Raw genomic sequence first — 22,336 nt, forward strand, 5'->3', positions numbered from 1 at the left:
TTCTGTTACTATATTCTTCTATGAACAAATGATAGGATTAGGGTAACTAGCAGGGTATCATAAATGGAAAAATGGACGCCTTTGTCCATTTTTCTTAATTCACCGTTTTCCCGTGTGGCTAAGCCAAAAAATTATCACAACCATATCAAATAATAATAGTAATTCAGACGGGTTACGGGTTACTCATCAGATAAATTGTCTTCTGGAGGTCGGTAGCCTCTCTGTAATTCGCTAAGACTTAACCCGAACGTCATTTGCAGGTGTGGGTAATCTTTAAAATTACTCCAATCACCACCCCAATCAAACCCCAGCTCTTTTGCAATATCAGCAACCTCAAACCAATCGGAATGACCATTGTTATTCCCATCATAGTGAATGTCCCAGATAATTTCACCATTTTGATTCCGTAGTGCATAATCAATTGCAAGCCCATAATTGTGATAGGATTGCCCGCCTTGTGCATTTGTTATAATATCGCCAGGCTTTGTTCTGCCTTGTTCATAAAGAGAATCCTGTTGCTCAAATGAACGGAATCCTTGGGTAATGATGACATCAATTCCAACGGATGCAGCGATTTCAATAAGTTCATTCTGATTTTCCTCAACGATTGGATGTAATCCGTCTGGAAGGGGCGCATCTTCATCAATATATAAACGATGCTCACCACTCCACTCGTTATAAACATAAAATAGAAGAACTAGAAAAAGTATGATTATAATCCATGATACAATTGTTGCGTTCCATCGTTTCATTTTTATAAAACTTCCTTTCGAGTATCGGCATTTTTAACACAATGCCAGTACTCACTGTAAGGCAGAATGAATAGTTTATTTTAACACGTATTAACGGGACTGTAATACTTCCACTTTTATATGTGAGGGAATCAAAAAGCCTAAACAATCCATAAATTCCTGATTCTGTTCAAGGTTCTGCAGGTCTCCCTTGTGATGCTGGCATTCCGTGAAGAGGGGGAAGAAAACATCTACTGCATGAAACTTCACTTTATCATAACTCAACCCTCAAACCAATAACATGAATTCTAATAACAAAAGGATTTAAACAAAACTGCGATTATAAAGATTATTTTGATATAATAAAAGTGCTTTTATAACATTTTTAGTGAAATTAAGTGACATCCTTCAGCTAGAATGAAAGGGGAATGCATATGTATTTTTTGATTGCCGGAATTATTGGCTACTTGTTTGGGTGCCTTCACGGGTCTCAGTTAGTTGGGAAAATTAAAAACGTTGATATCAAAAACAGTGGTGTAAAAAATGCTGGTGCTTCAAATACGACCATAATATTAGGGTGGAAATATGGTATTCTGGTAGCACTTATTGACATATTTAAAGCTACATTAGCTATTTTACTCGTACTATTTATCATAACGGAGAATGGAATTACAGGGGATTGGAAATATCTATTAATCTATACGACCGTATTTTTTGTGATTATTGGGCATAATTATCCAATTACGATGAAATTCAGTGGTGGGAAAGGGACTGCTTCACTGGTAGGTGCACTTATCGCAATTGATTGGAAAATAGCACTTATCGGGATAGCAATATTACTTATCTTTACATTTACAACCGACTACCTCGTAATTGGTGTTCTTTGTATGTATCTATCATTTCTGATCACGACCTTTCTGTTTTTTGGAATCGAACCAACATGGATTGTTATCTTACTTTCTGTCTTGAGTATTATGAAACATATGGAGAATTATAAACGTATTATGAGAAAAGAAGAGACAAAGCTATCGAGTATGATTCGTAAAAAAGTCTCTTAAATGAGTTAATAAATGGAGGAAATCATGTTAGACATTCTAATTTGGATTGTTATTGCAGGTTTATTTATCCTAAGCTTTGCAGGAATTATTTTTCCGATTGTACCATCTGTACTTGTACTATGGGGTGGTTTTTTACTGTATCACTTTGTGTTGAATAGTGAAGAGCTGAATTTGATTTTTTGGATTGTTATGATTGTCTTTACCGTGCTGCTAATTGCAGCGGATATCATTGCAAATAGTTATTTTGTAAAAAAATTCGGTGGCAGTAAATCTGGAGAACGCGGTGCCGCAATCGCAGTAATTGTTGGGTCATTTATTACACCGCCATTCGGGATTATTTACGTTCCTTTTATTACAGTATTTCTTATTGAAATGGTGCAAAGGCGAACAGTAAAAGAAGCGTTCCGCGCATCCATTGGTTCACTTCTCGGATTTTTAGGGGGATCAGTTGCGAAAGTTGTCATTCAAATCGTTATGATTATTTGGTTTTTTATTTTAGTGTTGTTTTAAGCAGAAAATATAGTAAAACTTTTTGTGCCGGATTTTTTATTACCGTAGTTAGGAGCAATGAAGAATTATGAACTATCCAGTAAGAGTAATAACAATTGCCGGTTCTGCAGCTGGAGGTAGTGCTGGGATTCAGGCCGATTTAAAAACATTTGAAGAATTAGACGTATATGGAATGAGTATTATAACAGCGATAGTTGGGCGTCACCCGGAAACGAATAAAAATGTCCATCTCCAATCCGTTGAAGCGATTGAAGCGCAGTTTTCGACAGCGATAAACCAGGTTGGTGCAGATGGCGTTAAAACTGGAATGTTATTTTCCAAAGAGGTAATCGAGGTTGTTGCACGGCTCATTCGAAAAAAAGAAATTCAGACAGTCGTTGTGGACCCGGTTATGATTGGGAAAATGAACTCCAAATTATTAAAAGACGACGCGATTGAGGAATTGGTTCATCAATTAATACCGATGGCAACGATTATCACACCGAATGTTCCCGAGGCTTCCATTCTTTTAGGTGGAAGAGAATTAAATACAGTTGATGATTTAAAGCAAGCTGCAATTGACTTACACAAGCTTGGGGCAAAAAGTGTCCTCGTAAAGGGTGGAAGGCTGGAAGGACCAGCAGTTGATGTGCTGTTTGATGGAACTGCATTAACGACCTTTACAGCACCACGAATTGATACGATAAATACAAGCGGAGCAGGGTGCACGTATTCCGCAGCGATTACAGCGAATTTAACAAAAGGACAAGCCGTAGCAGAAGCAGTTGGTTTGGCAAAAAGCTTTGTTACAACAGCGATAGAGCATGGTTTTTCCTATACAGATATTGTAGGGCCAACTTTTCATGCTGCATCGCGTAAATTTGGAGAAGCACACCCAATTAAAATCGAAACATTAACATGAAAAGGGGAATAAAACATGGTAAAACGTGCATTGATTAATGTCGATTATACAAATGATTTTGTTGCAGCAGATGGCGCACTTACAGCAGGTGAACCCGGACAAGCTATTGAAGAGAAGATAGTGGCATTGACAGAGGAGTTTATCCAAGCAGATGATTATGTTGTTTTTGCAATTGATATCCATCATGAAGGGGACAGGTTGCATCCGGAAACTACTCTTTTCCCAGCCCATAATATTGCTGATACTCCAGGACGCAATCTATACGGAAGGCTTGCAGATGTATATGAAAAAAGCAAAAATAACGTAAATGTTTATTATATGGATAAGACGCGTTATAGTGCATTTGCTGGAACTGATCTGGAAATAAAGCTTCGTGAGCGCGGCATTGGAGAAATCCATATTGTTGGTGTATGCACGGATATTTGTGTCTTGCATACAGCGGTTGATGCATATAACAAAGGGTTTAACATTGTTATTCATCAGGATGCGGTGGCAAGCTTTAATCAGGAAGGACATGATTGGGCTTTAGGGCATTTTATCAATACATTAGGTGCAAAAGTGGTATAGTTCGTTGGATAGGAGAGGGAAGCAGATGCAGGAGCTATTTCGAGAAAACACATTTGGAGAGTATAAAGTAAGGAAAGCAACGAATGAAGATGCAGAGGCGGTTATTCAACTATTGCAAGATGCCGCTCGTTGGTTAGAAGGGAAAGGTATATCCCAATGGGAATATTTGCGGAATGGCGGAGAAACGAGTGAGATTAAACAAGGAATTTTAGTTGGTACAACCTATGTCGTTGAGCATAATGAGGAATTGGTTGCAACCCTAAATTTATCCGATGTACAAAATGAATGGGATATGGAGCTGTGGGGAAAATGTCAGGAGCATAGTTTTTACATTCATCGACTAGCAGTGGCACAAGCATATCGCAAGCAGCAAATTGGCAGGAAGTTACTCGATTGGATCGATCAAAATATCCGATTGGAAAAAGGTGGGATTCGTTTAGACTGTGTGGCTGATAATCCAGCTTTGAACAAATTTTATCAACAAGCAGGCTATACGTTAATGGACGTTGTAGCAAATGGAGAGGACATGTTTTCTCTCTATGAGAAGTCGATTACCAGTAAACCTTGACTTTATAATTTCATACCTATATATTAAATATGAAATACATGAAACGTTGATGAGGATTAGTACAATTGGCTTGTCTTTCCAAGAGAGGAAATGGATGGTGTGAATTTCCGTAAGACGCAATTGGAACCTGCCTCAGAGTTCGCCATCAGAAAGGCAAAGACTAGAAGATGTGCGCGGTTTATAACCGTTATCAAGTGAAGTGTGCAAAGGGGGAGTCCCCGTGCAAACAAGGGTGGTACCACCAAGCCTCGGTCCCTTTTTCGGATGGAGGATTTTTTGTATTTAAAAGGCTGTTCAAAAAGTCTGCTGAAAATGACGCATCGAGAATAGAAGACCTTCGACTAAAAACTGACATGTCCTGTGTCGAACGTCGAAGTCACCACTTCCAGCCTGTGGAAGCACAATACGGGGAACTATGCCGCCGCGATTTTCGACGCACAGGACGTGCTAGTGTCGGCGTTGCAAAAGGACGTTGCGATCTTAGCCGACCTCAGTCTTTTTCATCCACCTTTTTGAAGCCTATTTAGTAAAGTAAATATTTATCATAATGAGGTGTTACGTATGGGTAAAAAAAATAAGCAGTTTGTTGAGAAAGTAACTGCAATGGAAGACGACTTCGCGCAATGGTATACCGATGTCGTAAAACAAGCAGAATTAGTTGATTATGGGCAAGTACGTGGAACGATGATTATTAAGCCATATGGCTATGCAATCTGGGAAAATATTAAGGATGAATTGGATCGTATGTTTAAGGAAACAGGACATTCGAATGTTGCTTTTCCCTTATTCATTCCTGAAAGCCTATTGCAAAAGGAAAAAGATCATGTCGAAGGATTTGCACCAGAAGTTGCTTGGGTAACACATGGTGGAGACGATGAATTAGCAGAACGAATTGCTGTCCGTCCGACATCAGAAGTGCTTTTCTGTGACTATTATTCAAAAAATATTCATTCCTATCGCGACCTGCCAAAGCTTTATAATCAATGGGGAAATGTTGTGCGCTGGGAAAAGACAACTCGTCCGTTCTTGCGTTCTTCTGAATTCCATTGGCAGGAAGGTCATACTGCACATGCGACAGATGAAGAGGCATCTCAAGAGACAAACCAAATGCTTGAGGTTTATGCATCTCTTGTTGAAGAATATTTAGCAATTCCGGTTCTTAAAGGACGTAAAACAGATAAAGAAAAATTTGCAGGTGCAAAATATACATTGACGATTGAAAGTTTAATGCATGATGGTAAGGCGCTACAATCTGGAACTTCTCATCATTTCGGTTCTGGGTTTGCAGAAGCATTTGATATTACGTACCTGGACGAAAATGGAGAAAGCCAATTTGTTCACCAAACATCTTGGGGACTTTCAACACGAATCATGGGTGCTTTAATTATGGTGCATGGGGATAATCGTGGTTTAGTAGTACCACCACGTATTGCACCAACACAAGCAATGATTGTTCCAATCGCACAGCATAAGGAAGGTGTATTGGATAAAGCATATGCATTACGTGATCAGTTAAAAGACATTGTTCGTGTCGATATTGATGGTAGCGATAAAATGCCAGGATGGAAGTTCAATGAATACGAAATGAAAGGTATCCCAGTTCGTATTGAAATGGGACCAAAAGATATTGAAAAAGATCAAGTTGTTCTTGCGCGCCGTGATACTGGGGAGAAAGAATTTGTTCCATTAAGTGACTTGGAAGAACGTTTGCCAGCATTATTGGAAGAAGTGCAACAAAATCTGTATAACAAAGCATTAGCGCATCGTAATGAAATGACTACCATTGCAACAGATATGAATAGCTTCAAGCAAACATTAGATGAAAAAGGCGGATTCATCAAAGCAATGTGGTGTGGCGACATGAAGTGTGAAGAAAAAATCAAAGAAGATACAACAGCAACATCGCGCTGTATCCCATTCGAACAGGAAAAGGTTGCAGATACATGTGTGTGCTGTGGCAGAGAAGCGAAAGAATTAGTCATTTGGGCAAAAGCATATTAATAAATAATTTGAAGCGAGCATTGCGTAAAGCGATGCTCGTTTTTATTTTATCTGCTGCAGACCAGAGAGGTGAAAGCGATCTGCTTAGGAGCGTAGAATTTAATAGTAAAAGATTTAAAGCCGCGGTATTTAAATTAATGGATTAATCCGAAAACATTGACTGTATTATTTTTTGCGATTACCTATTGGCAATCTAGTAGATTTGTGCTATAAATATACATACAAACTAATAAATATACATCTTATGGAGGAAATAATGAAGCAGCAGTTGATAGAAGAAATAGGAAAAATTAAACAACAACTATTGAATATTAGTGATTCTTTATATGAAAATCCAGAGCTTGGAGATCAGGAATATCAGTCGATGCAAAAGCTAGTTGCATTTTTGAAAGAACATCAATTTGAAATTGAAACAAATATCGTAGGAAGAGCGACAGCATTTAAAGCAGAATTTAATAGTGGCAAACCAGGTCCTAAAATTGCATATTTAGCAGAATATGATGCATTACCAGGCGTCGGTCACGGCTGTGGTCATAATTTAATAGGAACAATGAGTACCGGTGCAGCAGTAGCACTTAGTAAACTTTTACATGTGGTTGGTGGTAGTGTTATTGTACTAGGCACTCCAGCAGAAGAAACAAACGGGGCTAAAGTACCGATGAGTGAACAAGGAATATTTGATGACATCGATGTAGCAATGATTGTTCATCCTGGTGGGACATCTCATGAGAGTGGAGAATCGCTGGCGATGGATGCCATTCAATTTAGTTATTTTGGAAAACCGTCCCATGCAGCAGCTTCTCCTGAGCAAGGGATTAATGCACTAGATAGTGTGATTCAGTTATTTAATGGTATTAATGCACTTCGACAGCATGTCACTTCAGATGTTCGCATCCATGGAATTATCTCTGATGGTGGCCAGGCGGCAAATGTTGTTCCGGATAAAGCAACAGCACAGTTTTATGTCCGAGCAAAAAGTCGTGACTATTTGAATGAAGTTGTTGAAAAGGTAAAACATATTGCAGAGGGCGCAGCGAGTATGACTGGTGCATTACTCGAAATAACGAACTATGAATTAAGCTATGATAACATGATTACGAATCAAGTTTTATCCGATGTATATACGAAAAATCTGAAGGAAACGAGTAATCAAGCTGTTCTTCCGCCGAAGGCAACGTACGGTTCAATTGATATGGGGAATGTAAGCCAAGTTGTACCAGCGATCCACCCTTATATCGGTATGAATGAAGCAACGCTCGTTCCGCATACAAAGGAATTTGCTGATACTACCATTACAGAAGAGGGACATCAAGCACTTCATGATGGCGCGTTATCATTAGCAAAGACTGGCTATGATGTATTAACAGATAGTAAATTATTTAAAGCAATACAAGATGAATTTAAAAAAACGAAATAATAAAAAACATAATTGGACAAAGGGGCTAATCACATGAAATTTTCATTGGTTAAATTATTGATGGCAGCTGCAATCATTGCATTGCTTGCGGCATGTGGAACAAGTGAAACTGGGACTGGTAATGAAAATAATGCGGAGTCAGATGAAGCAGGAAATAAGGAAGTACTTACCATGGCAACATCAGCTGACTTCCCACCGTTTGAGTCCTATGATACAGAAGGTAATTTTATTGGATTCGATATTGAATTGGCACAATTAATTGCGGATGAATTAGGGTATGAACTAAAGATTGAAGATATGAATTTTGATGGCTTGGTTGGAGCGCTGCAAGCTGGACGTGTGGATATGGTTATGGCAGGAATGAGTGCGACAGAGGATCGCAGGAAAAATGTGGATTTTTCAATCGAATATAATCGCTCAGGAGAAATGTTTGTTACGAAAGAAGATGCACCAGTAGAAAGCTTAGAAGATTTAGAAGGGAAAATCGTTGGAGTTCAGCTTGGAACCATTCAAGAAGAAGGTGCTGACGAGTTAAGTAAAGAGTATGGATTTGAAGTGAAAAAAGTAGATAATGCAGGTATTTTAGTACAAGAAATGAATTCCAATCGTCTTGATGTAATGTATATGGATAAAGAAGTAGCTACAGGTTACATTGAATCTCAAGGTTTTGTTGGTTTTGATGATCCAACAACCGTCTCTCCAGGAATGGCAATTGCATTCCCGAAAGAAAGCGAATTGGTGGAAGATGTCAACGGTGTGTTGGAAGAGCTTCAGTCCAACGGTAAAATTGAAGCATTACAAGAAAAATGGTTAACAGAATCAGAATAGTAGGGAATTGAGGTGATAGGCATGAATTTGGACTTCAACCAAATCGTGCCTTATATTCCTTTTATATTGGAAGGAATAGTGGCAACATTAAAGTTTGTAAGTATATCGATTATTGTAGGATTCATTCTAGGTACATTATTAGCAATATGTAAAATTACAAAGGTACCATTATTAAAATGGATAGCAGATGCATATACGTCTATTTTTAGAGGGACGCCGCTTATTTTGCAATTAATGATTATTTATTTCGCGGTACCGCAGCTAACTGGATTAGATATTACGGCATTTGTGTCAGCAGTGCTTGCATTTGGATTGAATTCGGCGGCATATGTATCTGAAATTATTCGTGCCGGAATTATGGCAGTTGATAAAGGACAAACTGAAGCAGCAGAAGCACTTGGAGTACCTTATAAATCCATGATGCTGAATATCATCCTACCGCAGGCTTTTAAAAATATCCTTCCTGCATTAATGAATGAGTTTATTACATTAACAAAGGAATCAGCTATCGTATCTACTATTGGTTATTTAGATTTAATGCGCCGGGCACAAATTGTCGGTGCAGATATTTATCGTAATTTTGAGCCGCTTTTATTTGCTGGGCTAATTTATTGGGTAATGGTATTCATTCTCACGAAAATTGGTGGACTTGTAGAACGGAGGATGAGACAGAGTGATTAATACATCGAATTTATCTAAAACATTTGGAAAGAATGAAGTGCTTAAAGGTATTTCAACAACGATTAAGCATGGCGAAGTTGTTGCGGTTATTGGACCATCTGGTTCGGGTAAATCTACGTTTCTGCGATGTCTGAATCTTTTAGAACAACCGACATCAGGTGAGATTCATATAAACGACATAAATATTACAGCAGGAAAAGTGGATAAATTAAAAATCCGTAAAAATATCGGAATGGTATTTCAGCATTTTCATTTGTTTCCGCATATGACGGTTTTGGAAAATGTGACGTATGCACCGCAAAAGGTAAAAAAACTCTCAAAGCAAGAAGCAAATAGATTAGGCAAAGAGTTACTTGCAAAAGTTGGTTTAACGGATAAGGAAGATGCTTATCCAAATCGTTTGTCAGGTGGGCAAAAGCAGCGTGTTGCAATTGCTAGAGCACTTGCGATGGAACCAGAAATTATGCTGTTTGATGAACCGACATCTGCACTAGACCCGGAAATGGTAAAAGAAGTGCTTGATGTTATGAAGGATTTGGCTACAACTGGGATGACAATGGTTATTGTTACACATGAGATGAATTTTGCAAAAGAAGTAGCAGATAAAGTTTTGTTTCTGGATGGCGGTGTTTTGATGGAAGAAGGGGACCCGAAGGAATTCTTCACAGAACCGAAGACGAGCCGTGCGAAAGACTTTTTAGATAAAGTACTATAGAAGATGAAAAACTCCTTCCAACATAATTGTGGGGGGAGTTTTCCTATCGCTATAGGGTTTTTGAAGTACTCAAATTCTCAAATTCTCAAAGCAATGCTTCAATCTGTTTTTCAAGCGTTGCTGGTTTTTTCTGTGGAGCAAACCGTTCAACGACCTGTCCGTTTTTATCGATGAGGAATTTGGTGAAGTTCCATTTGATTTGTTCCGTTAAGAGCCCTTTCTTTTCTGAAGTAAGATAAGAGAATAGCGGATGAGCGTTTTCCCCTTTTACATCGACCTTGCTAAACATCGGGAATGTAACACCATAGTTCTTCTTACAAAATTGGGCAATTTGTGTATCTGCTCCCGGATCCTGTTCACCAAATTGATTGCAAGGGAAGCCAAGAATTTCCAACCCTTTTGTATTGTATTTTTTATATAGCTCTTGTAGCTCTTGGAATTGAGGTGTGAAGCCACATTCGCTTGCGGTGTTCACGATTAGTAATACCTTACCATTATAATCAGCAAGCGATTTCTCATCACCTTGGATTGTTTTTGCTTTATAATTGTAAACAGACATATGAAACCCCTCCCTTTATTAAGAAGGATAGCAAGTGGATGATGACTAGTCAATTAACTCATAAAATGGAAAGGAAGTATACAATGAAAATCACGGAAATTGAAATATTTGCAATTCAGCTTCCGCTTATTCAGCCATTTATTATTAGCTATGAAAGATATGATTCCATGCCCTCTATTATTGTGAAGCTGACAACAGATACTGGAATCATTGGCTACGGAGAAAGCGTGTTTGATGAGCATATCACTGGAGAAACATGGGATAGCACATATGCGCTTCTGCGGACGAAATTAGCTCCAGCCATGATTGGAGAGAATCCATTACATATAGAACGACTCCACGATAAGATGGACAGACTGGTTAAGGGGGTACCGACAGCAAAGGCTGCGATTGATATTGCTTGTTACGATGCTGCTGGCAAATCACTCGGTGTCCCTGTTTATACGCTGCTAGGCGGAAGATATCATAAGAAATTCCCAATCACACATGTTCTTAGTATCGGCGCGCCAGAGGAGATGGCAGAAGAAGCTGCTGAACGAGTTGAACAAGGATACCGTTCCTTTAAAATCAAAGTTGGAACAAATATTGTAGACGATGTTAAGCGGATTCGCAGCATTCGTGAACGTGTAGGAGAAGATATCGCACTTCGGGTTGATGTGAATCAAGGATGGCAAACAAGTGCTCAAACATTACAAGCATTGGAAAAACTAAAGGATTTGTCCATCGATTGGCTGGAGCAGCCAGTGCTTGGTGATGATCTTGATGCAATGGTTGAAGCAAAAGCGAAATCAACCATTCCAATGATGATTGATGAAGGCTTGCAAGGTATGAAAGATATGCGAGATATTATCACAAAGCGTGCCGCAGATAAAGTGAACATTAAACTCATGAAATGTGGCGGTATCTACCCGGCAAATAAGCTGGCACATATAGCTGAAATGGCAGGAATAACATGTCAGGTTGGTTCAATGGTCGAGTCCTCCGTTGGATCAGCAGCTGGATTTCATGTAGCTTTCTCGAAAAAAATAATAACAAGTGTTGAATTAACAGGTCCTTTAAAATTTGCAAAAGATGTCGGTAATTTGAAGTACGATGTACCGTTTATCCAATTAAATGAAAAACCAGGACTTGGAATTGATATAGACGAAGCAATATTAAACGATTTAACCATACATTCAGAAAGGGTTAGTCGATGAGTGAACGAATAGAAACAGGAGCACTTCGTAATGGACAAATTTTTTATGCCAGATATTTACGGATTGGAGATTTGGCGAGAATCCTGGAATTACAAAAGAAAGTCGTAAACGGTCTCCCGCACCCCGATGTGCTAGAACCACTTACCACGGAGGAATTTACGAATATTCTAGAGGATAAGCAAATGATGATCGGTATTTTTGTAGAGAATAACCTAATAGCATTTCGTGCGATGCTTGCCCCTGAAAATGATGATGAGGGATTAGGTGCGGATATCGGGTTAAAACAAACAGAATTCCATCGCATTTTATATTCCGAAATCTCAAACGTCGATCCTAGGTTTCGAGGAAATGGGCTGCAGACATATATGGGCAAGCTGTTACTGCGTAATGTTGACCGAAATCGCTATCGCTATCTATTATCAACGGTTGCTCCTTTTAATTTTCCCAGTTTAAAGGATAAATTTTCTTTAGGTATGAAAATTGCTGTTCTTAAAGACAAATACAATGGCAAGCTTCGCTATGTATTTAGGAAGGATTTAGCATCAAGTGAGACCGAACTGCAATTGGAAGAGTGGATTGAGGTCCGTATGGATGATATTGCAAAACAGCAGGATGTGTTAGCGTTAGGCTATTATGGTGTATCGATGAGGATGGACGGAGAAGAAGTCTATGTAAGGTTTGAAAAATAGTCCATGTTTGAAATGGAAGCGGACTTTAAAAAAGGCTGCTGCACGAATGTGTTTCGTGCAGCAGCCTTTTATATTATATTGATTACGCTTCTTGCTTAAAGCTTTCACCAAGAAGTGCTAAGCGTTCTTCCACTTCTTCTTGAGATAGGTTATGCTCTTTCACGTACAAGTTACGTGGTGTTACACGGCAAGTATGTGTGCATCCGCGTAAATATTTATGCTCATTTTCTTCAGAACTAAGGATTTGTTTGTTACATTCAGGGTTCGCACAGTTTACATAGCGTTCACACGGCTCACCATCGAAATAATCAACGCCGACTACAACGTGTTCTTTTCGATTTACAGGTACAGCGATACGTTCGTCGAATACGTACAATTGTCCATCCCATAGATCTCCTTGTACCTCTGGATCTTTCCCGTAGGTAACAATTCCGCCGTGTAATTGACCAACATCTTCAAAGCCTTCTTCTACAAGCCACCCGGAGAATTTCTCACAGCGAATACCACCTGTGCAGTACGTTAAAACTTTTTTGCCATCTAATAGCTCTTTATTTTCACGTACCCATTCTGGAAGATCGCGGAATGTTTTGATGTCTGGACGGATCGCGCCACGAAAATGGCCAAGATCGAATTCATAGTCATTACGCGCATCCAACACAACAGTATCTTCATCCAATAAAGCTTCTTTAAACTCTTTTGGACTTAAATATTTTCCTGTTGTTTCAAGTGGATTAATATCATCTTCTAAACGAAGTGTAACTAATTCTTTACGTGGACGTACATGCATCTTTTTAAACGCATGTCCATCGTGTGCATCAACTTTAAATACCATGTTTGCAAAACGTGAATCATGATGCATTGCTTCCATGTATTTATTCGTTTGTTCAACTGTTCCAGAAACGGTACCATTGATGCCTTCCTCTGCTACTAAGATACGGCCTTTTAACTCAAGGTCTTTACAAAACTTGAGGTGTTCAGCAGCGAAGCTTTCTGGATCTTCAATGTGAACATAGTTATAGTACAATAAAACCTGATAATTTTGATTGCTTTCCATTTCATTACCACCTGTTCATTCATATTTGCAAGATATAAATGGTTGGTAGTCGGTATTCTCTTTTTATCTTGCAAGAAGTTATTTTATCACTTTTTTTGTCTCTTTGCCACCCTCTTCTAAAATCCAAAGATAAAACGTATTTGTAGTTTCCACAGATACATCTAATAGTCTACAATCACTAAGGTTATTACTTAGTAACAATGACTTGTCAGAAGGTGAAATAGAGGTATTATTATCAATGCAGTCGGTATTTCGCTATACTGAGGACTTCTTATTTCGTTCATTTCATCTCCTGAATAGTAAGGAAGGGAAATCGTTTAGAAAAAACTCTTGTCCAGGAAAGAGATTAATCCAATCAGGGGATGATGTAATAAATGAATTAAATAGATTGAAAGTGCTTATTGATTCAGTAGAAGAGAGACCTGAGAGTATGACACCTAGTGTTTTCAACAGAATAATGGACGAATGGGATTTGGAATTAGCAGACGAATTAAATTGTGAACTATTGTAAGTTATTTTATTTGATAAGAGGGTTAAAACTCATTTAATATACTTCAAACTTTAACCCTCACTTTTATCAATCTTAAGTGTCAAGTTAAAGAAATGGAAGAGGTTTTAAATTACTAACATAGTGTTTTATTTTCGGGAATTAGAGAGCTCAATACCTAAGGTTTTTTGTCTATTAAATCTCTCGTTTGCTATTTTCTCTTGGCTTCTTCCGGTATTTACAGGTCATTGTAAATATTTATGTAATTTTAATATCAGTTTGAATGTAAACGGGTTCGTATCTTTTTTTTTCAGGTTTATATTCCAGAACATTTAGCTTATGATATCGTTTATCCAAGTGATTTCATCTGGTTCAGAGCTTTTCTCCCATTTTCCTCAATACATGAAATACCTTCATCACAATTTTGATGCAGCCTTGAAGAAAAAAAGATATTTTCACTTATATTGCTTACATTGATAAAATATGCCTTTACATGCGTAAAAACTGTTGGCAAGTATGCAGTAGAATGCTTAATAAATATATCTTTTAGTCTCACCACAAATCGGTAAATAGCTTTCCGTTCACAATTTCATACTGCCTAAATATAACTTTCCTGATGTAGTACGCTCACTCATCATAGACAACAGCATAGTCAATTTCTAGTTAACTTCCATAGTATAAAATATATTAAATGGAAGAGGGTGAAGTGAATGAGTGATGCACCGAAGCAGCAAATACCGGAAAAAGTAGTTGATCTTATGGTCGATAGTATATTCAGAAAAAATGGCATTAAGCCAGATGAATTAAAGAAGAATTTGACTGATGAGCAGAAGCATATGCTAAAAGAAATGGTAGAAGATTTAAAAGACCAAGTTGATCAATTCAAAAAGAGAAATGCAAATCAAAATGAAGAATAAATAGTATGAAAACACCTACACGTAGGTGTTTTCTTTATTTATAAGATTACTAGTACAACTATACAATCTTCTAGTTTTAAAAACCATAAATTATCTTATAACCAGAAGAAAGGAGTGTCAAGATGGGAGTTTACAGACGGTCAAGAGATTATAGTGATAACAGCAAGCAACAGTTTTATGTAGATTCCAAAGAACGTCGCAGAAGCAGTGGTAATAATTGTGGCGAGTGGTGTAGGAATGGGTCAAGAAACGAATCAAGATTTGAAAACAACTTTTTTTATAACAATGATGCAACAGATTCACAAAACGGTGATGAATTTGCATTTATGGAACAAGAGTCAGCGGAGCTAATTTGGGTAAAAGAGTCCTGTAATATCGAGATTAATACTACGGATACGCAAGCAGGAATTTCTCTGCAAGCAGGATTACAACTTGCGATTGCACTAGTATTACGAATTACAATCGGAGATTCTGATCAAAGTGAAGCAGTATCACAAGAGTTAATACAGCAATTTGATTTGACTCAATCAAACCGACAAAAAATCTATATTTACAATACAAAAGATGCAAGGGTCACTACAACAGATTTAGACTTAGCAGTCAATATTCAGGCTTTGCTGCAGTTATTATTAGCACTGGTCATAATCGTCGACATTTTATAAAATGAAAAATTTTACTGAAAAGAGGTGTATAGAATATGTCGAAGTATAAAGAATGGAGAGCTTTAGATCACTGTGATGATCATAGGGAGGACAATAATGCTGACGTGGAACAAGAAGCTGTACAGCGTGATTCTGTTAAGCAGGTATCAGATGAATGGATAATCATTAAGAACTCTGAAGATGTTCATGTATCTACAACAGATGCGCAAGCTGCAGTCTCCTTGCAACTTGGTATTCAAGCAGCAATCGCAGTAGTTCTTAGTATATCAATTGGTGATTCTGAACGGGCAAAGGCTGTCTTGCAAGACTTTAAACAGATTTCTAGAACAAGACAGAGCAATCGTCAAAAAACAATTGTTGATTGTTCAAAACATGTCAGAATCATTACACTGGACGCAGATGTAGCGATTAATATTCAATTGTTGATACAAATTCTTATAGCTATCGTAGCAACTTTGGATGTATTCTAGAAGAATATCTTAAGACACAAAAAAATAGATGTTAAGAAGAAATAGATTTTATATGGATCGAATTTTCCCCCGCTTTCTATGCAGATTATTCGGAAAGATTTAATACCTTATACTCCGGTTTTGTACCGGAGTATATTTGCTGAGACTTGATTTAGGCTTTATTATCTTTGTATATATCCAATTTAAAAGAAATAATTCTTCATTTTAACCTTTTTTGTTATTATTAAAAAAATCAATTAGTTTTAACCGTAAATTAATTTATAAACGCTTGCATTTTTACTAAAAAGAGGTTAAAGTTAAGATAGCAAAAGGAAATTGGAGTTTGAATAATACTTTACGATCTCTTTTTCAAGATGGTGTAAAAGTATTTATGATTCAATTACTTTGCACGATATTGTATAGGGAGGTCAATCAAATGACTGGTAAAGTAAAATGGTTTAATGCAGAAAAAGGTTTTGGTTTTATCGAGCGTGAAGATGGAGACGATGTATTCGTACATTTCTCAGCAATCCAAGCTGAAGGCTTTAAAACGCTTGAAGAAGGTCAAGAAGTTGAATTTGAAATCGTAGAAGGTAACCGCGGGCCTCAGGCTGCTAACGTTACGCGCTTATAATCAATATAATTATAATAAAGACTTGTCCCTTTTTACGGGATAAGTCTTTTTTTGATTATGGATGACATTCATACGAGGGGGATTGAGATGGCTTCATTTAACTGGAAATATGAGGCAGAAACCGAGTGGGATAAGCGTGCAGTATTTTGGAACAAACGAAGTAGAGATATGTGGGACAATGGAAGCAGAAAAGATGTTCTTCCATTTATGAATAATTTTGTTAGTCAGGGCAGTAAGCTACTTGATATCGGCTGCGGAGATGGATATGGAACACACAAACTGTACAAGAGTGGTTATAATGTAACGGGTGTTGATTTGTCACCGGAAATGATTCAGATAGCGAAGTCTAGTGAAATGGATAATATTCATTTTTTTCAAGGTGATGTAAATAAGCTACCATTTGCAGCGCGAGAATTTGACGGGATCATGGCAATCAATATACTCGAATGGGTAGAAGATCCACTCTTTGCTTTGCAGGAAATGAAGCGGGTTGTAAACATAAATGGAATACTCTGTGTTGGTGTTCTTGGACCGACAGCTGGACCAAGAACAAATAGCTATCCACGTTTACATGGACAAAAGGCGATTTGCAATACTATGATGCCGTGGGAATTCAGTCAACTTGCTTCAGAGCTTTCATTAGAATGTATTGACAGCTACGGTGTTTATAAAGCAGGGGTGGAAAAAAGACATTATCATGATCTTCCGTTAAAATTAAAGCAATCACTCTCTTTTATGTGGGTATTTATGTTGAGGAATGTAGGTGAATACAGTGAACGAAAAAGACAAACAAGTTATTGAGAGCTATCAAAACGATGAAAAAATGATGATATTGATTTATTCGCAGTGGTGTATTAATAACGAGCTGGATCCAGTTGAACTTTATGAAAAGGCATATCCAGGTCAGCTGAAAAACAATGCTCTAATAGAGATCATAGAGGAGACGGTACCCGCCAAAGAATCAGCTGAGATTACTGATCAAACCGTATTAAATGTACTGCAATTATTTGGTAATGATGATTTAGCCTTTATCGTTCAAGAACATATAGAAAAGCGGGATAACTGATCTGGTGTATTCCCGCTTTCTTTATCTCCTGCGTATGAATGTTCGATCAGCTGAACCACCCCAATGTACGGGGGGCAGTCCATACTTCCGCTAAACGGGCGTATGCGCTTTGCTGCTATTCAAACCATTTCATTAGTGCCTGCGTTCCGCTGTCTTCCTCACCATTCTCAGCAAGTTCCTTATATAGCTTTAATGACAGGGATAGCCCAGGAGTCTCAAGTCCCAATTCTTCTGCAGATTCCAGTGCAATCGTCATATCTTTAATGAAATGCTTAATGTAAAAACCAGGAGCAAAATCGCCTGCAAGCATACGGGGACCGAGCACTGAAAGTGAAAAGCTTCCAGCTGCACCAGATGAAATGTTTTCGAGAACACGCTCCGGGTCAAGGCCAGCCTTTTTTGCATAAACAATGGCTTCGCAAACACCAATCATTGTAGTAGCAATCGTTATTTGATTTACCATTTTCGTATACTGGCCGGAACCTGCTTCACCTTGTAGCATAATATTCTCACCAATTACTTCAAATAGTGGAAGAAGTGTTGAAAAGGCTTCTTTGTTACCACCAACCATTATCGATAGCTTTCCGTTTTTTGCGCCAACATCTCCGCCGGAAACAGGTGCGTCTAAAGCATGTATATCTCTTTCTTTTGCTTTTTGATAAATTGTTTTCGCCAACGATGGCTTAGAGGTGGTCATATCGATAACAAAGCTATCCGCTTTTGCATTTTCCAAAATACCGTTTTCGCCGAAATATACCTCTTCTACATCAACTGGATACCCAACCATCGTAATAATGACGTCCGAAGATGAAGCAAGCTCAGCTACAGAGCTTTTCCAGGCAGCTCCAAGCTCCAATAATTCTTTCGCTTTTTCTTTTGTGCGCGTATAGATGTTTATCGTATATCCAGCCTGGTGCAGATTTCTTGCCATACTTTTCCCCATAACTCCAGTTCCGACAAAACCTATTGATGTATCTTTAGTAAGCATAACTAGTCTCTCCTTATAATCCATTCTATATGAGGTTGTTCAAAAAGTCCGGTGAAAATGACACATCGTAGGGGACCTTCTGCTAAAACCGCCCACGTCCTGTGGGCAACGCAAAAGTCACCACATCCTGTGGAAGCTCGTTGGCTTGCTTTTGCGTTCCTCACGTATTAATTGCATACGTTCCGGTACTCAAAGCTATGCCGCCTCGAACTTCTCGGTCCTTTTCATCCTCCTTTTGAAATGCACTATATATAAGTATTCGACAATTCTTGCTTGAATCCTTTTTCACAGGCTGGAAAATATAAAACAGATAGAATAAGTTGTAGTTTATAACAATAGAGAAGGGGAAGATTCCCCGCATTGACATGATTTGGGAGCGGTATTATAGAATCAATACGCTCCATCTACACATAGTATAGTTAGCAGTAATCATATTGATGGAAGGGGATAGCAATGATCCGTAAAGAGCAACTATCCAAATGCAAAGAAGCTTTAACTACCCGGCAATCGGAATTAATTAAACACGTTCAGGATCACTTTGGAATGAAATATGAATTTGCTCAGGAAACGTCTGGTGAATTGTCAAATTATGACAATCACCCTGGCGACACAGGGAGCGAACTTTTTGAAAGAGAAAAGGATTTAGCACTTAATGAACATGCTGAAAAGGAATTGGAAGAAATCAATAAAGCCCTTCATGCGCTAGAAGAAGGAACGTATGGTATATGCAAAATATGCGGTGCAGACATTCCTTACGAGCGTTTAGTTGCAGTTCCGACAACAGATACATGTATAGAGCATGCAAAGTCCGAAGCGTTTAACCGAGGGCGTCCAATTGAAGAAGAAGTATTCAGTCCAAACATAAATCCAGACGAAGTCACAGATGAGGAGCAAGTTGGGTATGATGCAGAAGATGCATGGCAGGAAGTTAGTCGCTATGGAACTTCAGAGACCCCATCTGATTTCTATGGTGATAAAGAGCATTATAATGATATGTTTCCAAACAGTGACGAAAATGTAGGATCTGTTGAAGATTTAGAAAATATACTTGCTGCAGATATTCATGGAAAATTTACTGGTGTCGCACCAAATCATGATAAACATGAGGAATAAAGAAAAGGCTCCTGTAACCAGCCAGGAGCCTTCTCATAAAGAGGTTTTTTTGCACTTAATGAATCGTTATTTAAAATAAGTCCGTTATACCACCTAAAAATGCGAAAATCATTTGTTGGATAAGATAACCAGCGATAAGCATACTGACAATATAAATTCCAATCAATACATAAATAGAATCAAATCCGTTAACTGGTTGTTCAAGCATAATAAATGTTGGAATAAGCAAAATTGGAGCAACTAGGCTAATTAAAATCAACGTTCCAGCAAATGGGAGCCCTACAAATGCAAGTAGTACACCTAAAATTGCAATGGTAAGGAAAGGAACAAGATAAGCTCCTACTTTAGCGGTAGTACCCGTAATCGTTGCTTTGTGAGCAGCTACCTTTAAACCACCAAAAATCAAGGTGATAACAACTGCGAATAAAATTAACAATCGTAAAAATGGCGCTAGGAAGCCTTCAACAAACGTCGTACCGAAATAACTGCTATTCAATGTGATAAAAGTACTAAGGGAGAATAATAAAATAAAAATGGCGATCGTTATAGTTCCGGAGATCCATTCCTTACCATCAATTTTCTTTGCATGGCTTGGATTCTTTATCAATGTTAAGAAGAAGTTTCCAAAGTTACCAGCTACTTGTTTTCCTTTTTCCAATGCTTCGTTGGTCGATTGATTTTCCGCAGTAGCAGGTTGTTTCGGTTCAGCAGCTATTACTTCTGATGTAAGATTTGGATTAGGATCTGAAGTTGCTGCCGCCTCCTCGTGTGTCAGTGATGCTCCACAATTCGTACAAAATTTTCCTGATTCTGTTTCTTCTTTACAAGATGGACAGATCATTTTTACACTTCCTTTCTAATTTGATGAGCAGATGACTTATACCATCTACTTTCGACAAAGTTCTACTAAATACCTTGTTCAAAATGAGTTTACGGAAGAATGTAGCCAAAAGCAACTATATCATTCTTATTCAAGGGCTTATGCTATATGTACGAAAAGTGGACGATTTTGGTTTCGTCATCATTCATTTAAAAAACGGGCCTGCCTTAAAAAATGTATTTTAAGGCAGACCCGTGCTCATACTTATTCATTCTCTTCAGTTTGCTCAGTTTGTTCAACAAGCTTTATATTCGTTGTTTGACGTTCACCGTCACGAATATATTCTATTTCAATTTCATCGCCGATATTTGTTTCGGAATATAAGTACTTCCGCAATTCAAGGATGGATGTTACTTCCTGACCATTAATTTTTGTAATGACATCAAATTGCTGTAAACCTGCCGCATCTGCAGGAGAGCCTGATTGTACATCTGCGACAACCATACCACCTTTAATATCTTCTGGGAGATTGATTTCATATCGGTATTGCGGTGGCACTTGATTTAGTGATGCGGTGCTTATCCCGATTAATGGACGTGATATTTCACCATTTGTTTCGAGCTGTTCCATAATCGGAAGTGCAGCATCTGCTGGAATGGCAAAACCAATCCCTTCTACAGCACCTTGAGCGATTTTCATGGAGTTGATACCAATAACTTCTCCATTCGAGTTCACTAATGCTCCACCACTATTACCAGGGTTAATTGCTGCATCTGTTTGCAGCACTTCCGTTATCCAATCCGCTTGGCCATCTTTGTTTGTATCAACCTCTACAGTTCGATTTAGCCCGCTAATTATTCCTTTTGTAACAGTGTTTGCAAAGTCTAGACCTAATGGATTTCCGATTGCAAGTACTGTTTCACCAACTGCTAATTCATCGGCAGTTCCAAAGTTTGCAACCGTGTCAATTGATGCACCGTCAACTTCTAGCACTGCTAAATCGGTAAGCGTATCCCCGCCAAGTACAGTTGCTGGTATACGTTCATCATCATTTAATACAATTTCAACCTCTTTGGCATTGGCAACAACGTGCTGATTCGTTACGATGTATGCTTTTCCATTTTCTTTTTTATAAATAATTCCAGATCCAGTACCAGCCTCCTGACTACCTTCCCAAACATTTCCCTGCTGCATGTTAACGACACCTACTACTGCTTCAGAGACCTCACTTATATTGGTCGAAACATCCGCCTCCTCTGTGGCTAGTGTTTCGACAATGTTTGGTGTTGAAGTCTCTTCTGTTGTTTCATTGTTATTCGTTTCAACTGTGTCTCCTGGAATCAAATTATTTGTGAACAAAAGCGCAACAATAACAGCCGAAATTATACCACCAACGAGTCCGCTGCCGAGTCCGCTAAAAGTCCGCTTCTTATTGGAGGTCGGTTCATTCTTTTCTGACTTGTATGTGTGTTTATCTGTATTATATTCTTCCGATTTACTTGCTTCTGCTTGTTCCTCTTGTACGTCTGGATGATCAAGGAAATTGGAATCACGATCGTCTTTATTATGAAATTCATTGTTATTATCCATTAAAGTGTCCTCCCTTGTTTGTTATAGAAACTATTGTATAGTTTTATTATAGAGAACCATGTTGGGAACTATTTGGGATAAATGTGGAAAAAATGTGTAATGGTACATATTGGTGTGAAGAATGGTCGGTTTATG

Annotated in this window: 28 protein-coding genes and 1 other annotated feature; of the genes, 21 read left to right on the forward strand and 7 right to left on the reverse strand. The window is 38.2% G+C overall.

Features of this window, described 5'->3' with window-relative positions:
• Window positions 1–179: 179 nt before the first annotated feature.
• Window positions 180–752, reverse strand: a complete 573-nt coding sequence (locus tag NST46_RS10290) for a M15 family metallopeptidase (protein ID WP_341137148.1) — start codon at window positions 750–752, stop codon at window positions 180–182.
• A 413-nt stretch (window positions 753–1,165) separates the two neighbouring features.
• Here NST46_RS10290 and NST46_RS10295 point away from each other — a divergent pair, with 413 nt between their 5' ends.
• From NST46_RS10295 to NST46_RS10340, 10 genes are all read left to right on the forward strand, one after another.
• On the forward strand, window positions 1,166–1,789 hold the full coding sequence (locus tag NST46_RS10295) for a glycerol-3-phosphate acyltransferase (protein WP_341137149.1): 624 nt from the start codon (window positions 1,166–1,168) through the stop codon (window positions 1,787–1,789).
• 24 nt (window positions 1,790–1,813) lie between these two features.
• Window positions 1,814–2,299, forward strand: coding sequence for a DUF456 domain-containing protein (locus tag NST46_RS10300; RefSeq protein WP_251660376.1), 486 nt, complete (start codon window positions 1,814–1,816; stop codon window positions 2,297–2,299).
• 67 nt (window positions 2,300–2,366) lie between these two features.
• A complete protein-coding gene (gene thiD, locus NST46_RS10305) occupies window positions 2,367–3,200 on the forward strand; it encodes a bifunctional hydroxymethylpyrimidine kinase/phosphomethylpyrimidine kinase (protein WP_341137150.1) in 834 nt (277 codons plus the stop codon).
• Window positions 3,201–3,215: 15 nt separating this feature from the next.
• Window positions 3,216–3,767, forward strand: a complete 552-nt coding sequence (locus NST46_RS10310) for a cysteine hydrolase family protein (protein ID WP_341137151.1) — start codon at window positions 3,216–3,218, stop codon at window positions 3,765–3,767.
• Window positions 3,768–3,792: 25 nt separating this feature from the next.
• A complete protein-coding gene (locus NST46_RS10315) occupies window positions 3,793–4,335 on the forward strand; it encodes a GNAT family N-acetyltransferase (protein ID WP_341137152.1) in 543 nt (180 codons plus the stop codon).
• 37 nt (window positions 4,336–4,372) lie between these two features.
• Window positions 4,373–4,595 (forward strand) — a binding site (T-box leader).
• 301 nt (window positions 4,596–4,896) lie between these two features.
• Window positions 4,897–6,336: a proline--tRNA ligase gene (gene proS / locus NST46_RS10320; RefSeq protein ID WP_251660383.1), complete on the forward strand. Its 1,440-nt coding sequence runs from the start codon at window positions 4,897–4,899 to the stop codon at window positions 6,334–6,336.
• A 256-nt stretch (window positions 6,337–6,592) separates the two neighbouring features.
• Complete coding sequence (locus tag NST46_RS10325; RefSeq protein WP_341137153.1) at window positions 6,593–7,753, forward strand: M20 family metallopeptidase; 1,161 nt, start codon at window positions 6,593–6,595, stop codon at window positions 7,751–7,753.
• A 33-nt stretch (window positions 7,754–7,786) separates the two neighbouring features.
• Window positions 7,787–8,581: an ABC transporter substrate-binding protein gene (locus NST46_RS10330; RefSeq protein WP_118889752.1), complete on the forward strand. Its 795-nt coding sequence runs from the start codon at window positions 7,787–7,789 to the stop codon at window positions 8,579–8,581.
• A gap of 21 nt (window positions 8,582–8,602) precedes the next feature.
• Window positions 8,603–9,262 carry an amino acid ABC transporter permease gene (locus NST46_RS10335; RefSeq protein ID WP_095311766.1) on the forward strand — a complete coding sequence of 220 codons (660 nt, stop codon included), beginning with the start codon at window positions 8,603–8,605 and terminating at the stop codon, window positions 9,260–9,262.
• On the forward strand, window positions 9,255–9,977 hold the full coding sequence (locus NST46_RS10340) for an amino acid ABC transporter ATP-binding protein (protein ID WP_340002873.1): 723 nt from the start codon (window positions 9,255–9,257) through the stop codon (window positions 9,975–9,977). Before NST46_RS10335 ends, NST46_RS10340 begins: the two co-directional genes overlap by 8 nt.
• Before the next feature lie 85 nt (window positions 9,978–10,062).
• On the opposite strand, the gene NST46_RS10345 is transcribed toward NST46_RS10340, so the two are convergent.
• Window positions 10,063–10,536 carry a glutathione peroxidase gene (locus tag NST46_RS10345; protein WP_303449093.1) on the reverse strand — a complete coding sequence of 158 codons (474 nt, stop codon included), beginning with the start codon at window positions 10,534–10,536 and terminating at the stop codon, window positions 10,063–10,065.
• A gap of 83 nt (window positions 10,537–10,619) precedes the next feature.
• On the opposite strand from NST46_RS10345, the gene NST46_RS10350 reads away from it, so the two are divergent.
• Entirely contained in the window at window positions 10,620–11,732 is a 1,113-nt protein-coding gene (locus NST46_RS10350; RefSeq protein ID WP_340002874.1) for a mandelate racemase/muconate lactonizing enzyme family protein, read from the forward strand.
• Entirely contained in the window at window positions 11,729–12,421 is a 693-nt protein-coding gene (locus tag NST46_RS10355) for a hypothetical protein (protein ID WP_340002875.1), read from the forward strand. Before NST46_RS10350 ends, NST46_RS10355 begins: the two co-directional genes overlap by 4 nt.
• Before the next feature lie 82 nt (window positions 12,422–12,503).
• Here the strand turns inward: NST46_RS10355 and trhO are convergent, their stop codons facing one another.
• A complete protein-coding gene (gene trhO, locus NST46_RS10360) occupies window positions 12,504–13,475 on the reverse strand; it encodes an oxygen-dependent tRNA uridine(34) hydroxylase TrhO (protein ID WP_340002876.1) in 972 nt (323 codons plus the stop codon).
• Between the two features lie 238 nt (window positions 13,476–13,713).
• Between trhO and NST46_RS10365 the strand changes: the two genes are divergently transcribed.
• Window positions 13,714–13,986 carry a hypothetical protein gene (locus NST46_RS10365; protein ID WP_340002877.1) on the forward strand — a complete coding sequence of 91 codons (273 nt, stop codon included), beginning with the start codon at window positions 13,714–13,716 and terminating at the stop codon, window positions 13,984–13,986.
• Window positions 13,987–14,311: 325 nt separating this feature from the next.
• On the opposite strand, the gene NST46_RS10370 is transcribed toward NST46_RS10365, so the two are convergent.
• The gene (locus NST46_RS10370) at window positions 14,312–14,521 is read right to left on the reverse strand and encodes a hypothetical protein (RefSeq protein WP_341137154.1); all 210 of its coding nucleotides are present in this window, start codon (window positions 14,519–14,521) and stop codon (window positions 14,312–14,314) included.
• Window positions 14,522–14,672: 151 nt separating this feature from the next.
• Between NST46_RS10370 and NST46_RS10375 the strand changes: the two genes are divergently transcribed.
• The 6 genes from NST46_RS10375 to NST46_RS10400 all read left to right on the forward strand — a co-directional run bounded on the left by NST46_RS10375 (window position 14,673) and on the right by NST46_RS10400 (window position 17,690).
• Window positions 14,673–14,879: a spore coat protein gene (locus tag NST46_RS10375; protein WP_095311780.1), complete on the forward strand. Its 207-nt coding sequence runs from the start codon at window positions 14,673–14,675 to the stop codon at window positions 14,877–14,879.
• Window positions 14,880–15,001: 122 nt separating this feature from the next.
• Window positions 15,002–15,541: a spore coat protein gene (locus tag NST46_RS10380; protein ID WP_095311782.1), complete on the forward strand. Its 540-nt coding sequence runs from the start codon at window positions 15,002–15,004 to the stop codon at window positions 15,539–15,541.
• 35 nt (window positions 15,542–15,576) lie between these two features.
• Window positions 15,577–16,011 (forward strand): spore coat protein, encoded by a 435-nt coding sequence (locus tag NST46_RS10385; protein ID WP_095311784.1) that lies wholly within the window; start codon window positions 15,577–15,579, stop codon window positions 16,009–16,011.
• A 415-nt stretch (window positions 16,012–16,426) separates the two neighbouring features.
• Window positions 16,427–16,624 (forward strand): cold shock domain-containing protein, encoded by a 198-nt coding sequence (locus tag NST46_RS10390; protein WP_067726342.1) that lies wholly within the window; start codon window positions 16,427–16,429, stop codon window positions 16,622–16,624.
• Window positions 16,625–16,711: 87 nt separating this feature from the next.
• Window positions 16,712–17,425, forward strand: coding sequence for a class I SAM-dependent methyltransferase (locus tag NST46_RS10395; RefSeq protein WP_340002878.1), 714 nt, complete (start codon window positions 16,712–16,714; stop codon window positions 17,423–17,425).
• Window positions 17,426–17,447: 22 nt separating this feature from the next.
• Window positions 17,448–17,690, forward strand: coding sequence for a hypothetical protein (locus NST46_RS10400; RefSeq protein ID WP_187393167.1), 243 nt, complete (start codon window positions 17,448–17,450; stop codon window positions 17,688–17,690).
• A gap of 115 nt (window positions 17,691–17,805) precedes the next feature.
• Here NST46_RS10400 and NST46_RS10405 read toward each other — a convergent pair whose 3' ends face one another.
• Entirely contained in the window at window positions 17,806–18,678 is an 873-nt protein-coding gene (locus tag NST46_RS10405) for an NAD(P)-dependent oxidoreductase (protein WP_095311805.1), read from the reverse strand.
• A 453-nt stretch (window positions 18,679–19,131) separates the two neighbouring features.
• Here NST46_RS10405 and NST46_RS10410 point away from each other — a divergent pair, with 453 nt between their 5' ends.
• Window positions 19,132–19,791, forward strand: coding sequence for a TraR/DksA C4-type zinc finger protein (locus tag NST46_RS10410; protein WP_095311807.1), 660 nt, complete (start codon window positions 19,132–19,134; stop codon window positions 19,789–19,791).
• Between the two features lie 70 nt (window positions 19,792–19,861).
• Here NST46_RS10410 and NST46_RS10415 read toward each other — a convergent pair whose 3' ends face one another.
• Window positions 19,862–20,632, reverse strand: a complete 771-nt coding sequence (locus tag NST46_RS10415) for a zinc ribbon domain-containing protein (protein WP_340002879.1) — start codon at window positions 20,630–20,632, stop codon at window positions 19,862–19,864.
• Window positions 20,633–20,715: 83 nt separating this feature from the next.
• Between NST46_RS10415 and NST46_RS10420 the strand changes: the two genes are divergently transcribed.
• Window positions 20,716–20,856, forward strand: coding sequence for a hypothetical protein (locus NST46_RS10420; protein ID WP_341137155.1), 141 nt, complete (start codon window positions 20,716–20,718; stop codon window positions 20,854–20,856).
• Window positions 20,857–20,875: 19 nt separating this feature from the next.
• Here the strand turns inward: NST46_RS10420 and NST46_RS10425 are convergent, their stop codons facing one another.
• Window positions 20,876–22,201, reverse strand: coding sequence for a S1C family serine protease (locus NST46_RS10425; protein WP_340002880.1), 1,326 nt, complete (start codon window positions 22,199–22,201; stop codon window positions 20,876–20,878).
• Window positions 22,202–22,336 lie beyond the last annotated feature (135 nt).

The organism is Oceanobacillus sp. FSL W7-1309 (assembly GCF_038002145.1).
In the GTDB taxonomy this organism is placed as follows: Bacteria; Bacillota; Bacilli; order Bacillales; family Amphibacillaceae; genus Oceanobacillus; species Oceanobacillus profundus.

Bases quoted from the DNA above. Each gene is read 5' to 3' on its own strand.
- NST46_RS10345 (WP_303449093.1), bottom strand. From the start codon at position 10,536: ATGTCTGTTTACAATTATAAAGCAAAAACAATCCAAGGTGATGAGAAA.
- thiD (WP_341137150.1), top strand. From the start codon at position 2,367: ATGAACTATCCAGTAAGAGTAATAACAATTGCCGGTTCTGCAGCTGGA.
- NST46_RS10325 (WP_341137153.1), top strand. From the start codon at position 6,593: ATGAAGCAGCAGTTGATAGAAGAAATAGGAAAAATTAAACAACAACTA.
- NST46_RS10380 (WP_095311782.1), top strand. From the start codon at position 15,002: ATGGGAGTTTACAGACGGTCAAGAGATTATAGTGATAACAGCAAGCAA.
- NST46_RS10300 (WP_251660376.1), top strand. From the start codon at position 1,814: ATGTTAGACATTCTAATTTGGATTGTTATTGCAGGTTTATTTATCCTA.
- NST46_RS10330 (WP_118889752.1), top strand. From the start codon at position 7,787: ATGAAATTTTCATTGGTTAAATTATTGATGGCAGCTGCAATCATTGCA.
- NST46_RS10315 (WP_341137152.1), top strand. From the start codon at position 3,793: ATGCAGGAGCTATTTCGAGAAAACACATTTGGAGAGTATAAAGTAAGG.
- NST46_RS10395 (WP_340002878.1), top strand. From the start codon at position 16,712: ATGGCTTCATTTAACTGGAAATATGAGGCAGAAACCGAGTGGGATAAG.
- NST46_RS10335 (WP_095311766.1), top strand. From the start codon at position 8,603: ATGAATTTGGACTTCAACCAAATCGTGCCTTATATTCCTTTTATATTG.
- NST46_RS10295 (WP_341137149.1), top strand. From the start codon at position 1,166: ATGTATTTTTTGATTGCCGGAATTATTGGCTACTTGTTTGGGTGCCTT.
- NST46_RS10415 (WP_340002879.1), bottom strand. From the start codon at position 20,632: ATGATCTGTCCATCTTGTAAAGAAGAAACAGAATCAGGAAAATTTTGT.
- NST46_RS10290 (WP_341137148.1), bottom strand. From the start codon at position 752: ATGAAACGATGGAACGCAACAATTGTATCATGGATTATAATCATACTT.
- NST46_RS10385 (WP_095311784.1), top strand. From the start codon at position 15,577: ATGTCGAAGTATAAAGAATGGAGAGCTTTAGATCACTGTGATGATCAT.
- NST46_RS10355 (WP_340002875.1), top strand. From the start codon at position 11,729: ATGAGTGAACGAATAGAAACAGGAGCACTTCGTAATGGACAAATTTTT.
- NST46_RS10365 (WP_340002877.1), top strand. From the start codon at position 13,714: ATGCAGTCGGTATTTCGCTATACTGAGGACTTCTTATTTCGTTCATTT.
- NST46_RS10420 (WP_341137155.1), top strand. From the start codon at position 20,716: ATGAGTTTACGGAAGAATGTAGCCAAAAGCAACTATATCATTCTTATT.
- NST46_RS10390 (WP_067726342.1), top strand. From the start codon at position 16,427: ATGACTGGTAAAGTAAAATGGTTTAATGCAGAAAAAGGTTTTGGTTTT.
- NST46_RS10375 (WP_095311780.1), top strand. From the start codon at position 14,673: ATGAGTGATGCACCGAAGCAGCAAATACCGGAAAAAGTAGTTGATCTT.
- NST46_RS10350 (WP_340002874.1), top strand. From the start codon at position 10,620: ATGAAAATCACGGAAATTGAAATATTTGCAATTCAGCTTCCGCTTATT.
- NST46_RS10410 (WP_095311807.1), top strand. From the start codon at position 19,132: ATGATCCGTAAAGAGCAACTATCCAAATGCAAAGAAGCTTTAACTACC.
- NST46_RS10400 (WP_187393167.1), top strand. From the start codon at position 17,448: ATGATGATATTGATTTATTCGCAGTGGTGTATTAATAACGAGCTGGAT.
- NST46_RS10310 (WP_341137151.1), top strand. From the start codon at position 3,216: ATGGTAAAACGTGCATTGATTAATGTCGATTATACAAATGATTTTGTT.
- NST46_RS10405 (WP_095311805.1), bottom strand. From the start codon at position 18,678: ATGCTTACTAAAGATACATCAATAGGTTTTGTCGGAACTGGAGTTATG.
- NST46_RS10425 (WP_340002880.1), bottom strand. From the start codon at position 22,201: ATGGATAATAACAATGAATTTCATAATAAAGACGATCGTGATTCCAAT.
- trhO (WP_340002876.1), bottom strand. From the start codon at position 13,475: ATGGAAAGCAATCAAAATTATCAGGTTTTATTGTACTATAACTATGTT.
- proS (WP_251660383.1), top strand. From the start codon at position 4,897: ATGGGTAAAAAAAATAAGCAGTTTGTTGAGAAAGTAACTGCAATGGAA.